At 67.0% G+C, this 12,439-nt stretch carries 10 protein-coding genes; 5 read left to right on the top strand and 5 right to left on the bottom strand.

Going from position 1 to position 12,439, the window contains the following annotated elements:
* Positions 1 to 4 precede the first annotated feature (4 nt).
* Together BI49514_RS13625 and BI49514_RS13620 are read right to left on the bottom strand one after the other, a co-directional pair.
* Positions 5 to 970, bottom strand: a complete 966-nt coding sequence (locus BI49514_RS13625; RefSeq protein WP_101547027.1) for a response regulator transcription factor — start codon at positions 968 to 970, stop codon at positions 5 to 7.
* Positions 970 to 1,515 (bottom strand): hypothetical protein, encoded by a 546-nt coding sequence (locus BI49514_RS13620; protein ID WP_101547041.1) that lies wholly within the window; start codon positions 1,513 to 1,515, stop codon positions 970 to 972. The genes BI49514_RS13625 and BI49514_RS13620 overlap by 1 nt, the downstream gene beginning before the upstream one ends.
* A 377-nt stretch (positions 1,516 to 1,892) precedes the next feature.
* Here BI49514_RS13620 and BI49514_RS13615 point away from each other — a divergent pair, with 377 nt between their 5' ends.
* Positions 1,893 to 2,174 carry a hypothetical protein gene (locus BI49514_RS13615; RefSeq protein WP_101547026.1) on the top strand — a complete coding sequence of 94 codons (282 nt, stop codon included), beginning with the start codon at positions 1,893 to 1,895 and terminating at the stop codon, positions 2,172 to 2,174.
* Between the two features lie 248 nt (positions 2,175 to 2,422).
* Here BI49514_RS13615 and BI49514_RS13610 read toward each other — a convergent pair whose 3' ends face one another.
* From BI49514_RS13610 to BI49514_RS13600, 3 genes are all read right to left on the bottom strand, one after another.
* Positions 2,423 to 4,744 (bottom strand): heavy metal translocating P-type ATPase, encoded by a 2,322-nt coding sequence (locus tag BI49514_RS13610; protein ID WP_101547025.1) that lies wholly within the window; start codon positions 4,742 to 4,744, stop codon positions 2,423 to 2,425.
* On the bottom strand, positions 4,744 to 4,956 hold the full coding sequence (locus BI49514_RS13605) for a heavy-metal-associated domain-containing protein (RefSeq protein WP_101547024.1): 213 nt from the start codon (positions 4,954 to 4,956) through the stop codon (positions 4,744 to 4,746). Before BI49514_RS13605 ends, BI49514_RS13610 begins: the two co-directional genes overlap by 1 nt.
* Positions 4,957 to 5,042: 86 nt before the next feature.
* Positions 5,043 to 5,336, bottom strand: a complete 294-nt coding sequence (locus BI49514_RS13600; protein ID WP_062862662.1) for a metal-sensitive transcriptional regulator — start codon at positions 5,334 to 5,336, stop codon at positions 5,043 to 5,045.
* A 113-nt stretch (positions 5,337 to 5,449) separates the two neighbouring features.
* Between BI49514_RS13600 and BI49514_RS13595 the strand changes: the two genes are divergently transcribed.
* From BI49514_RS13595 to BI49514_RS13580, 4 genes are all read left to right on the top strand, one after another.
* Positions 5,450 to 7,345 (top strand): MOSC domain-containing protein, encoded by a 1,896-nt coding sequence (locus BI49514_RS13595; protein WP_101547040.1) that lies wholly within the window; start codon positions 5,450 to 5,452, stop codon positions 7,343 to 7,345.
* 136 nt (positions 7,346 to 7,481) lie between these two features.
* The gene (locus tag BI49514_RS13590; RefSeq protein ID WP_101547023.1) at positions 7,482 to 9,407 is read left to right on the top strand and encodes a sensor histidine kinase; all 1,926 of its coding nucleotides are present in this window, start codon (positions 7,482 to 7,484) and stop codon (positions 9,405 to 9,407) included.
* A gap of 112 nt (positions 9,408 to 9,519) precedes the next feature.
* A complete protein-coding gene (locus tag BI49514_RS13585; RefSeq protein WP_101547022.1) occupies positions 9,520 to 10,254 on the top strand; it encodes a response regulator in 735 nt (244 codons plus the stop codon).
* Between the two features lie 224 nt (positions 10,255 to 10,478).
* Complete coding sequence (locus BI49514_RS13580) at positions 10,479 to 12,416, top strand: penicillin-binding transpeptidase domain-containing protein (RefSeq protein ID WP_101547021.1); 1,938 nt, start codon at positions 10,479 to 10,481, stop codon at positions 12,414 to 12,416.
* The last annotated feature ends 23 nt before the right edge of the window (positions 12,417 to 12,439 follow it).

Raw genomic sequence — 12,439 nt, 5'->3', positions numbered from 1 at the left:
GCGATCAGCCTGCGAAGCGGTAACCGAATCCGCGAACGGTTTCGATCATGTTCGCCCCGATCTTCTTCCGCAGGCGCTGGATGTGGACGTCGACGACGCGGGAGTCGCCGGCCCATTCGTATCCCCATACAGTGAACGCGATCTTCTCCCGGGAGTACACATGTTCGGGCTGCTCGGTCAGCAGCAGGAGGACGCGCAGCTCGGTCGGGGTGAGATGGACTTCCTCTCCGTCGACCTCGACGGTCAGCCGGCCGGTGTCGAGGACGAGGGATCCCAGCCGTGTGCGGAACGGACCCAGCCCGCCGTCGGAGCCGGACGGTTCCTGGGCCACAGTGGGCGAGCCACTCGGGCGGGGTGGAACCCCGGTGCCGCCGATCGCCTCTTCGTCGTCGTCCGCCTCGGGGGCGGTGGTGAATTTCCCACCGGCACCGAGGTAGATGTCATCGGATTCGAGCTGCGCTCGCAGTCGATCCCGGGTGTCCATTCCGGGGCTGGCGCCGAGGACCTCGGGGATGCCGTCGCCGGTGACCATGCCGCCGGGACCGATGACGGTTTCGTGATGCTCATCCGCCTCGGGGGCAGGGGAATAGCCGAAGCGGTCGGTACCGGTGGTGATGAATCGGCGGACGACCGCGCGGATGCGGGCGTTGAGCACCTGCATGTCGAAAGGTTTGGTGAGGTAGTCGTCGGCTCCGGCCTCGAGCGCCTGGACGATGTCGATGGCATCGGAGCGGGCGGAGATGATGATGATCGGGATCGTCGAACGTTCGCGCACGGCACGGCAGATTGACGCGCCGTTCATCGTCGGCAGCATGAGATCCAGAAGCAGGACGTCAGCGCCGTTGGCGGAGACGAACTCGTACCCCTCGCGGCCGTCGGCAAAGGCCGAGACCGTGTAGTCGAAGCGTTCGAGTCCGATCTGCGTCGTTTCGCGGATGACCTCGTCATCCTCGACCAGAACTATGTGCATTACGTTTCTCCATTAAGCCGCGTGAAGCGTTGACCTGGTTCAAACCTACCGTCGTGCAGGCGGAACACCTGCACCGACCAGCCGGAGGGGCAGCATGCTTTGTCCCCGTCGGCGAACATGGCCTCCTGCACCACCAGTGTCCCATTTCTGCCGGGACTGACCTTGAGCTGATTGCCTGTGGCGATGAGCTCGAGGCGGGGTTCGCCTCTCTGTTCGCTGATGACAGCGCCGGCGATGATCTCATTCCGCTGTTTGGGGTTGGCCACCGTGACCAGCTGGAACTTCTGTTCGCCGCTGAGGAACGGCGACGCGAACTTCAGGCAGTCCTCGCAGTCGGCGACGACCTTGGCGGTCTCCGTGGCGCTGCCGGTGACGGCGATTCCCGAGGATGATTCGATGGCCTTGCGGACCTCGTCGAGCGAGAACGGTTCGTTCGCCTGGCCGGCTGCCTCGGTGTTGGGGGCGAAGAGTGAGGGGGAGGGGTTGCCCTCGGGGGAGACCTTGAGGCCGCGATCGGGGCCGCATGCTGTGACGGTGAGAGCCATGATCGCCGCGAGGATGAGCGCTGTGACAGTGCGGACGGTGCGACGGGGGGATTTCGGTATCGCGGCCTCAGCGCGCGGCTCGGCGTCAGCGCATGGCTCACGGCCAGGCGGGGCCTGGCCGGAGTGAACTGAGCACAGCGCCTCCCTGGAGGCGCGTCTGACAGTGACGGGCACACCCTCATTTTTGCCTGTTCCGAGCCTGTAGTCCACCTGATCATCGGCGCAGGGAGCTCGGCGCCGTCGTCGGATCCGACCGCACCGGTCAAGGTCCCGGCGTCAGAGTTCGGCCACAAGGGGACTTGGCGCCGCCTCGGTGCCGGAGGGATCTCGGGCACGGGACGAGTCGCCTCTCAGGTCGGACCGGTAGAATGAGCGGCATGGCGCCCACGAACACCCCGAAGAAGAAGTCCACAGGCGGCAAGCCCACCAGTACGGTGTCCTACAAGGACGCGATCAAAGTCGGCGTCGTCTGCGGAATCGTCACTCTCGTCCTCGCGATCATCGTCACCCGAGCTTGGCAGGACGGCCGCGCCTTCGGCTACGCATTCATCTACGCCGGAGCCGCATTTGTGCTGGTGTCGGGCTTCACGAGCTACCTCAACTGGGTGATGCGCAAGGACACTCAGAACCAGAATCAGTCCTACCCGGTCATGCGTTGAGACGCCCCAGTCCTGCGCTGAGACGCAGGACGCCGTCTTCGTCTCCTGCGCCACCACCTCGCACCGCTGCCATCTCCTACAGCTGCTGAGGCATCAGACACCGAAAGCGCCATAACGCTCTGCTCCTGCAGGGCGTTATGGCGCTTTCGGTGGGGGTGCTCGCAGTCCGGGAAGAGGCAGCCTGTCGGTTACCGCTGTGCGGCCGACGTTTGCCCGCCCCAACTCAGTCGCCGGAGGGCCCCGCTGCCCTACTTGAAGCGCAGGAGACGGAGGCTGTTGAGGATGACGAACACCGACGAGAACGCCATCGCTGCACCGGCGATCATCGGGTCGAGCAGACCGAGCGCCGCGATCGGGATCGCTGCCGTGTTGTAGGCGAAGGCCCAGAACAGGTTGCCCTTGATGAGCCCCAAGGTTCGGCGCGAGAGTCGGATCGCCTGCGGGATCTGCTGCGGATCGGACTTGACCATGGTGACGTCCGACGCCGCCATCGCCGCGTCCGTGCCCGACCCCATCGCGATGCCGAGATCGGCACCGGCCAGAGCGGCGGCGTCATTGACCCCGTCGCCCACCATGGCCACGGCCCGGCCCTGCCCCTGCAGTTCGCTGACCACGGAGACCTTGCCTTCCGGGCGGACATCCGCACGGACCTCGGTGATCCCGAGGGCCTCGGCGACCACCTCGGCGGCTTGAGCATTGTCTCCGGTCAGGAGCACGATGCTCAGTCCCAGCGAATGCAGTTCGTCGATCGCCGCCTTGGCCGTCGGTTTGGCTTCATCGGAGACGAAGCTCAACCCGCGGAACTGACCGTCGATCGCCAGTGCGACGATCGTGGCCCCACGCGGAATCGAATCGGTCGGGTAGTCGACCGCGATTCCGCGCTCCCGGAGCAGATCCGGGCGACCGGCGAGCACCTCGGCGCCGTCGACCGTGGCCCGCAGTCCGCCGCCGGCGATGTTCTCGAAATCCGTGACCGATGACCCGGTCGCGGTTTCGACCGACCTCGCCGAGGCGGTCCTGGCCGATTCCTCGGCCGATTCCATCGAGCTCGGCTCAGTCGGGGCAGCCCCGGTCGAGACAGCACCCGCTGAACCCATCCCGACGAACTCGGTTGCGGCGTCGACGATGGCGCGGGCGATCGGATGTTCGCTGCGCGATTCCAAACGAGCGAGCACATCGAAATCCGCGGATGAGAGTTCGGTTCCGGTCAGGCTCATCACGCCGGTGGTCAGGGTGCCGGTCTTGTCGAGGACGACCGTATCGATCGACCGCGTCGACTCCAACGCCTCGGGCCCGGAGACGAGGATGCCCAGCTGGGATCCGCGCCCCGACGAGACCGCGAGAGCCGTCGGCGTGGCCAGACCCAGGGCACAGGGGCAGGCGATGATGAGGACGGTGAGTGCGGCATGCAGTCCCGCCGCCCCGTCTCCGGTGACGAAGCCCCAGATGAGCAGGGTGAGGATGGCGATGCCGAAGACGATCGGCACGAACACCGCCGAGATCCGATCGGCCAGTCGCTGTACGGCAGGTTTGCCGTTCTGCGCACGAGAGACGAGATCGGCCATGGCCGCCAGCGTCGTATCCGCACCCACTCGGGTGGCGCGGACCTCGAGCACACCGGAGGTGTTGATCGTGGCTCCGGTGACGGAATCTCCGGGGCCGACCTCGACCGGCACGGATTCGCCGGTGAGCATCGCCTCGTCGATGGCCGAATGACCGGTCAGCACCTCACCGTCGGTGGCGATCTTCTCGCCGGGACGGACGAGGAAGACATCGTCGACGGTCAGCTCGTCGATCGGCACCTGCACTTCGACAGGGCCGCCATTCGCAGCAGCCTCGCCCGAAGCGGACCCACTGTCCGCGGCGGCTCCCTCCCTCAGCACGGTCGCGGACTTCGCGCCGAGATCGAGCAGCGCCTTGAGCGCTGCCGTCGCCCGGCTCTTCGCCCGGTCCTCGGTGAGCTTGCCGATGAGCAGGAACACCGTGATCGCCGCGGCCGCCTCGAACCACACGTGGTACTCGGCGGGGATCGCCCAGCCGTGACCGTCGGCGACGGCCCGGCCCAGCGTGAAGTACGAGTACAGACTCGCGACGGTGATGCCGACGCTGACCAGGGTGTCCATGGTCGTCGAACCACCGCGGGCGGCCTTGTACGCCGCCGAGTGGAAGGGCCATGCACCCCAGGTGACGACGGGCAGGGCGAGGATCGCGACGATCCACTGCCATCCGGCGAAGTGCCAGCTCATGACCATCGAGATCGCGACGATCGGCACGGCCAGGATGAGCGAGCCGATGAAGCGCGGCCGCAGGTGGCGGGGATCGTAGTCGACGATCTCCGGACCAGCACCGCCCGCGCCGGGGCTGCGCACCGTGGCGCCGTAGCCGGCCTTCTCGACGGCGGCGGTGATGTCGTCGTCGCTGAGTTCGGAGTCGATGACCACATGCGCGGTCTCCAGCGGCAGGTTGACCTCCGCCGTGACCCCGTCGAGGCGGGTGAGCTTCTTCTCGATCCGTGCCGAGCACGACGCGCAGGTCATGCCTGTGATGTCGAGCTCGAGCTCGCGAGGCATCACTTCACCTCGTAGCCGGCCTCATCGACGGCGGCACGGATCGCCGCATCGTCGAGTGCGGCCGATGAGGTGATCGTGACCGGGGAATCGCCCCCGGCGTTGAGGTCGACCGCGACGTCCGAGACGCCCGCAAGTGCGCCGAGCTCTTCCTTGACCGCGGCTTCGCAGTGTCCGCAGGTCATTCCCGAAACGGTGATGGTGGTGGTCGTCATTGTGCTCTCCTATCAGCTGTGAGTGCTTCCCGATGTCCGAGCCTCAGGCGTCGTCGCACCCCGATCGGGTGGACGCGGCCCTCCGCTCAGCTCTTGATGAGTCGGGAGATGGCGGCTGATGCCTCTTCGACCTTCTTCCGCGCTTCTTCGTCGTCGCCCGATGAGGCGGCGTCGACGACGCAGTGAGCGATGTGCTCTTCGAGGAGGTTGATGGAGACCGCGTGCAGCGCGGCTGTCGCGGCGGAGACCTGGGTGAGGATGTCGATGCAGTACTTGTCCTCATCGATCATCTTCCCGATGCCGCGGACCTGACCTTCGATCCGCTTCATCCTCCGTGCGAGAGCGTCCTTCTGCGGGGTGTATCCATGTTGCTCAGTCATGGTCACACGGTATACCCCTATAGGGTATAAATCAAGATCGATCCTCGTCGAGGCGGCTGTGTGTTTGCTCTCACCCTGACCCTTACGTGTTCTCCGGCTCCTACAATCGAATCATGCGTGCTGCCAGACTGTTCCGGTTCCCGGTCAAGGGATTCCCCGCCGAGGAGCTCACCGAGGCCCGTGTGGTCAAGGACCGCGGAATCCGCGGCGACCGGATCGCGGCGTTCACGAACGGCAGCCTCGACGTCCCCGCCGACGCCTGGCACTCGTACTCCGCCTTCACCGTGCTCAAGAACGATACCGACCTGCAGAGATGGCGGGTCGCAGCGACCCTCCCCGAGGCGATCGGCACCGAATCCGCAACCGCGCCTGAACCGGGTGGCCGGAGTGCCACCGCCGAGGCGGTCGAGGATATTTCCGCGACCGTGACCCTCACGGCCCCGACGGGAGAGTCGACGACTTTCTCCACGGACGACGAAGAGGGCCGGGCCGCCTCGGCGATGTTCCTCTCCGATCGGATACCCCCTCAGGGTACATTCCCGCGCCGCCTGGCAGTCGCCGATCAGGGGATGTTCGACTCCCAGCGCTCGGGAATCTCGCTCATCAACCCCGCCACGGTCGCCGCGATCGCCGATACCGAGGAGGGCCGAGCGGCCCTCGGGCTGAGCACGCAGGAGGCGGAACGCCCAGCCTCCGGCACGGACGACCCGGCTACTCCCGCAGCCGAGCTCGACCCGCTGCGGTTCCGCGGCAACATCCTCGTCGACGGACTCGCCCCGTTCGAGGAGTTCGCGCTCATCGGTTCGATCATCCGCCTCGGCGGCGTGCGCCTGGCGATCCGTTCGACGATCGAACGCTGCCCGGCGACGACCGTCAACCCGACGACCACCGAGGTCGACGTCAACGTGCCGCGGCTGCTCAACTCCGCCTGCGGGCATCTGCACTGCGGAATCTACGGGCAGATCCTCGAGACCGGCGATGTCGCGGCCGGCGACGAGATCACCGTCGAAGGCCCGGCCCCGCGGGAACTGGTCAAGGTCGCACGAACTCCGCGGTTCATGACCGTCGTCGGCCGCCGGCAGATCTGCAACGACATCGTCGAGGTGGCCCTCCGCGACGACCTCGGCTGGATCCGCGAATTCGACGAACCGGGCACGAACCTGCGCGTCCATCTCGACCTCGGCGCACCGTTCTGGAGAACCTATACGATCACCGACGTCGACGACGACATCGTCCGCATCGCCGTCCGCACCCAAGGCAAGGGCTCCCGCGCCGTGGCATCGCTGGACGAAGGACAGCGGATTCTCACCTCCGGACCGCACGGAACCATGACCGCCTCCCGCGTCTTCGGCGGCACAACGGCCCTGATCACCGCGGGAATCGGCATCACCCCGAGCCTCGGACTGCTGCGCAGCGATGGGCTGGCCGACCTGCCCGCCACCGACCGGATCCGCCTCGTCCACGTCGACCGCGACCACCGCACCGCATGCCTGTGGAACCGGCTGCAGGACCGCGCCCACTCGGGTGCTGTGCCCGTCGAGACCCACCACCGCGACACCGCGACGGCCGGTCGACCCGGCCACCGGGAGCTCGTGGATTGGGTGGCTGGCTGTGACAACGTCATGGTCTGCGGGCCCCGCGACTTCACGGCGGCCGTGCTCGCCGCCGCTGACGAGGCCGGCGTTCCCGCCGTCCACCAGGAGACCTTCGCCTCTCCGAACACGGGGATGAGCGAGGCCATCGCCGCATGCTCGCCCGCCGAGGTGACACTGGAGAACTCGGGCACGAGCTTCGTCTGGCAGCCGCAGGAAGGCACCCTGCTCGAGTCCTTGGAAGCGCGCGGATTCGGTTCGCCGAGCTCCTGCCGAGGCGGATCCTGCGGAACCTGTTCGGTGTCCCTGGCCGCCGGGTCCGTGCTCTATCCGATCGAACCCGCCGCCCGCGTCGAAAGCGACGAGGTGCTCGTGTGCTCCGCGGTCCCCGCCGGACCCATCAGTCTGGCCCTCTGAACCCGGCAGGCTGACAGGCCGGAATGGCATGGTTGACCGACCAGGCAGACTGACCCAGCAGGCCCTCTGAACCGGCCGAATGAGCTGCCGGCCCGATCAGGCAGACAGCGGCTGGGCGGGTGGCACAATGGATTCCATGCCGAAGAAGAAGCGCACCGTGCTGGCGAAGGGGCCCGCCGGACCGGTCGGTCGCCTGAGTCGGTGGGTCCGCCTCTCCGCGGCCGGGCGGATCATGTTCGCGAACTCGATCATGCTCGTGGGCATCATGGTGCTCACGACGAGCCTGCTCTACCTCCAGCTCTCCCAGCTCAACACGAAGCGCGAACAGGACCTGCTGCGGTCGGCCGCGGACAACATCTCGATGTCACTGGGCCTCGTCGGCACCGGTGACGTCGGCCAGAACGACTACCTCGACTCCGAATCCCGCGACGACGTTCAGACGCTGCTGGACAACGTCATCAGCCAATACGGCTTCGACATCGCCGCGGTCGTGCCCATCGACTTCCTGCTCACCCCGCCGACCCTGGGCTCACCGGGACGCCAGCAGGCGCTGGAAGCGAAGACCGCCTCGGCGGATTCCGGGAAGATCCCGGAGGACTCCATCGACCAGCTGGCCCAGGCCGTCGACGGACAGGCCCTGCAGAATGGCAGGTCGACCGTGCGCTTCATCAACGACGGCGGCCCGGCCGACGGCACCATGTACGTCGTCACCCCGGTCTACGCCGAACACGTCGGCGTCGACGGACTGAGGTCGGACACCGTGGTCGGCGCCGTCATCGTCGGCAGCTCCGCCGATTCGGTCCGCGAAGGCTTCCTGGCGCAGGGCAAATGGCTCATCGGCATCGCCGTCCTCACCCTCGTCCTCGGCATCGGTTCGTCCTGGGTGACGTCGCGGGGACTGCGAAGGGTCACCGGTGACTACGGTGCCGACGAGCTGCGCAGCATGCTCGACTTCTACTCCTCCGTGCTCACGGCCGTCTCCGAAGGGCTGCTGCTCGTCGACCGAGCCCGCGGGATCGTGCTCATCAACACCGAGGCCCGGGAACTGCTGGGCATGCCGCTCGCCGGCGACGATGCGGACTCGGGTCCCACCTCGGCGGAGGAGATGCCGCTGCGCGAACTCGACCTGCCCGAGGCGCTCCACGATCTGCTCGCTTCCGGACGGTGGGCTCGTGACGAGATCCACTACACCGACGACCGTGTTCTCGTCGTCAATCAGCAGCCCACCGAGGCGGCCAGCGACACGTGGGTCGTGACCATGCGCGATCACACGGAGCTGGCCGAGCTCTCCGGCGAACTCGTCTCCGTGCGCTCCTTCTCCGATTCCCTTCGCGCGCAGACCCATGAATACGCGAACCGGCTGCACATGGTCGTGTCCCTGCTCGAGACCGGGCACGTCGACGAGGCCATCGACTTCGCGGCCAAGGACATCGACGATCTCAACCGGGTCAACGGTGAGGGGTCGATGACCTTCGACCATCCCGTCCTCTCGGCGCTGCTGCTGTCGAAGATCGCCCAAGCCGCCGAGGCGGGCATCGAGATGACGGTGGACACTGCGGACCTCACGGGCAACCTCGGCGGGGATGATCGCGACCTCGCAACGATCCTCGGCAACCTCGTCGACAATGCCTTCGACGCCCTGATCAGGCAGGACGTACTGCCCGAGGACAAGAGAGTCCATGTCGAACTCTCCGGCTCCGGCGGTCCCGGCGGATTCACGATCGAGGTCAGCGATGACGGCCCGGGAATCGACGAGGAATACCTCGACTCGATCTTCGAGCGCGGCTGGTCGACGAAGCACGATGGCGTCGAGACCGACCGGGGACAGGGTCGCCAGCAGACGGGCACCCGCGGGGTCGGGCTGTCCCTGGTCGTGCAGGCGATCCGCCGCCTCGGGGGAGCCGTCGATGTGCAGGGCCACGGGGAGGACTGCGACCGATTCAAGGGCGCAGTGCTCACGGTGTGGCTGCCCGACCCGGGGAATGCGGGTCGGACCGGGGCAGGCCAGACCGGGGCAGGCCGGTCGGGTTCCGGTCGGTCCGGCGACGGGCAGGTCGGATAGGGGCGGGTGATCGCCGGTGGTGCCGGCACCGCTCAGGTGGACCGGAACCGGATGTGATGGGACTGCAACACGATCCGGGACGCTGTCAAACGGGTGAAGATAGACTGGCGGCATGTCGGACACAACTGCGCCTGAATCGAGCATCGGTGTGCTCGTCGTCGAGGATGAGGTGGTCGCCGCCCGTGCTCACGCGAAGTACATCGACCGCATCGACGGCTATCACGTCGCCGGAGTGGCGAAGAATGCCACTCAGGCGATGGCTGCTCTCACAGGTCAGATCTACGGCCTCGATCCCTCCGGCGTCCACCTCGTCCTCCTCGACATGAACCTGCCCGACGGGCACGGGCTCCAGGTCTGCCGCGCCATCCGCGGTCAGCGCGTCGACGTCGACATCATCGCCGTCACCGCTGCCCGGGACATGCAGATCGTGCAGGAGGCCCTGTCCTACGGGGTCGCCCAGTACATCATCAAGCCCTTCACCTTTCCCGTGTTCAAATCCAAACTCGAGGCGTATTCGTCCTTCCGCAACCGCCTCGGCGGGGATTCGAACGACGGCGAGGTCACCCAGACCGAGGTCGACAAAGCGATCTCGGCTCTGCGCACCCACACCGTGGCGGCGACCGCGAAGGGCGTGCCCGATGCGGTCCAGGCCGAGGTGAAGAGCCTGCTCAACGAGAATCCCGGCCAGTCCGCAGCAGAGCTGGCCGAAGGGCTCGGGGTCTCGCGAGTCACCGCTCGCCGCTACCTCGAATCCATGGCCGACGCAGGGATGCTCGAGCGCCGCCCCCGGTACGGTTCGGCCGGTCGTCCCGTCCTCGAATACACCGTCGTCCCCGACGCAGGCTGACCGCGGATTACGTGCGCGAGCAGCCGGCCGTGACCAACGCCGCGGGCTGATCGCTCCGTCACTGCGCCCGTGACCGACGCCGCAAGCATTGTTGGGTCGATCCACGGCGTTCTGAACGCCGAATCCGCCGTGGATCGACCCAAGAATCGGTCTCGGGGCCGATGTAGCGCCGGTCTCGCTGCAGAGCAATGGACATCGGGCGAACCCCGGTAGAGGATGGTTCCATGTCGAAGAAGTCCCGGGTCTGGCTGGCCGTCGCCCTCGTCCTCGTGCTGCTCGCCGGAGCCGGAGTCTTCGCCCTTTTCCGGCTGCCGATGACGAAGTCCTCCGCCGCAGAGGCGGCCGCCCACGACCTCGCCGAGGAGCAGCTGAGCTCGGACATCTGGCATGAGAAGGACCTCGCCCAGGGCCTGTTCGACCGCGTCACGAAGGCATTGGGCACGAGAGTCGACCTGCGGTCGGTCACCGTCGACGACATCACCGAGGCCGACGGTCGGACCGTGGCCACCCTCGATTGGACGTGGGCGAACAACGACGGAGAGTCTTGGGAGTACAGTTCGCAGCTGCCCCTGGAGAAGAACGGGCTCTTCTGGTGGGCAGATCTCACGGAGAAGGCCATCCACCCGAAGCTCGGCAAGGGCGGTCGCTTCGAACTGCGCGCGAATCAGGGAAGGAGGGGGAACATCCTCGGCGCCGAGGATGCAGTGCTCATGGAGGAGGGGAACGTCGTCGACATCGGCGTCCACCCGAGCCGGCTCGAAACCGACACCATCGGCCGACTCGTCAGCGGACTCAACGACGGTGTCGACTCCCTCGACCTCGACGCCGATGATCTCGAGAAGTCCGTCGATGTCGCCGAAGGCAACCAGCTCGTCCCCGTCGTGACGCTGCGCGAAGACGACTACAAGTCGGTCAAGGACGCCATCCACGATCTGCCGGGAGTGCTGTTCACCGAGGATACCCAGACCTTGACCCGGTCCCGCGGCTTCGCCCAGGCCACCCTCGGTTCCGTGGGGCAGGCCAGCGCCGACGACATCGAGAAATCCCAGGCCACGATCATCCCCGGCGAGATCATCGGCCGCACGGGTCTGCAGAAGACATTCAACAATCGGCTGAGCGGACCCGGCGGCGTCGAAGTCTTCGCGAAAGGCGATGCGAGCGATGACACGGGCGGAACGACGAAGCTGACGAGTCTCCATGCCTTCGAAGCGAAAGACGGCGAGAATCTCGAGACCACCCTCGACGTCGATATCCAGACCGCCGCGGACAAGGCGGCTGCGACCGCGAATAAGCCGGCCGCAGTCGTCGCGATCCGTCCCAGCGACGGCCACGTGCTCGCCGTGGCCAACCACGACCCGGAAGGAGCGGCCTGGGACCGAGCGCTGAGCGGCCAGTACGCTCCCGGCTCGGTGTTCAAGATCGCCTCCGGTCTGGCACTCCTCGATTCCGGGGTGCGACCCGACGATGACATCGACTGCCCGAAGACCGCGAACATCGGCGGCAAGAGCTTCAAGAACGCCGAAGACGAAGTGCTCGGGACCGTCAGCTTCGCCGACGACTTCGCCCACTCCTGCAACACCGCATTCGTCTCCTCCGCCGACAAGGTCACCGGCGACGAGCTGGCCGACGCCGCCGCCCAGCTCGGCATGCTCGGCGGCGCCTCGGCCATCGGAGCGAAGACCGCCTCGGTGCCGGCCGACGACGACGAGGTCACGCATGCTGCGCAGATGATCGGTCAGGGCAAGGTGCAGGCGAGCCCGCTGTCCGTCGCGACGCTGGCCGCCTCGGTGCAGGCCGGGGAGACCGTGGACCCGCAGCTCGTGCTCGGCAACGCCCTCGACGATGCCGGCGTCGACGAGTCGGGCGCGGAAGGGGCTGACGATCCTCGGGCCCTTGACGGCCAAGCGGCGAAGGAGATCTCAGAGATGATGCGAGCAGTCGTCACCGACGGCACCGCGACCGCGCTCAAAGACGTTCCCGGCGACCCGGTCCACGGCAAGACCGGAACGGCAGAATACGGCAATGACTCCCCGCCGCGCACCCATTCGTGGTTCGCCGGTTTCCAGGGCGACCTGGCCGTGGCCGTGCTCGTCGAAGACGGCGGACTCGGCGCCGAGGCGGCCGTGCCGGTGGCGCACGAATTCTTCGACAACGTCAACTGACCCCCACCGAGGCGTTGAACGCC

It is taken from the genome of Brevibacterium iodinum ATCC 49514 (assembly GCF_900169265.1).
Taxonomy (GTDB): domain Bacteria; phylum Actinomycetota; class Actinomycetes; order Actinomycetales; family Brevibacteriaceae; genus Brevibacterium; species Brevibacterium iodinum.
The sequence above is the reverse complement of the archived record's forward strand: the minus strand, read 5'-3'. Positions and strand labels throughout refer to the sequence as shown.

Coding starts and splice junctions, on each gene's coding strand:
- BI49514_RS13625 (WP_101547027.1), bottom strand. CDS start 970: ATGCACATAGTTCTGGTCGAGGATGACGAGGTCATCCGCGAAACGACG.
- BI49514_RS13620 (WP_101547041.1), bottom strand. CDS start 1,515: ATGGCTCTCACCGTCACAGCATGCGGCCCCGATCGCGGCCTCAAGGTC.
- BI49514_RS13615 (WP_101547026.1), top strand. CDS start 1,893: ATGGCGCCCACGAACACCCCGAAGAAGAAGTCCACAGGCGGCAAGCCC.
- BI49514_RS13610 (WP_101547025.1), bottom strand. CDS start 4,744: ATGCCTCGCGAGCTCGAGCTCGACATCACAGGCATGACCTGCGCGTCG.
- BI49514_RS13605 (WP_101547024.1), bottom strand. CDS start 4,956: ATGACGACCACCACCATCACCGTTTCGGGAATGACCTGCGGACACTGC.
- BI49514_RS13600 (WP_062862662.1), bottom strand. CDS start 5,336: ATGACTGAGCAACATGGATACACCCCGCAGAAGGACGCTCTCGCACGG.
- BI49514_RS13595 (WP_101547040.1), top strand. CDS start 5,450: ATGCGTGCTGCCAGACTGTTCCGGTTCCCGGTCAAGGGATTCCCCGCC.
- BI49514_RS13590 (WP_101547023.1), top strand. CDS start 7,482: ATGCCGAAGAAGAAGCGCACCGTGCTGGCGAAGGGGCCCGCCGGACCG.
- BI49514_RS13585 (WP_101547022.1), top strand. CDS start 9,520: ATGTCGGACACAACTGCGCCTGAATCGAGCATCGGTGTGCTCGTCGTC.
- BI49514_RS13580 (WP_101547021.1), top strand. CDS start 10,479: ATGTCGAAGAAGTCCCGGGTCTGGCTGGCCGTCGCCCTCGTCCTCGTG.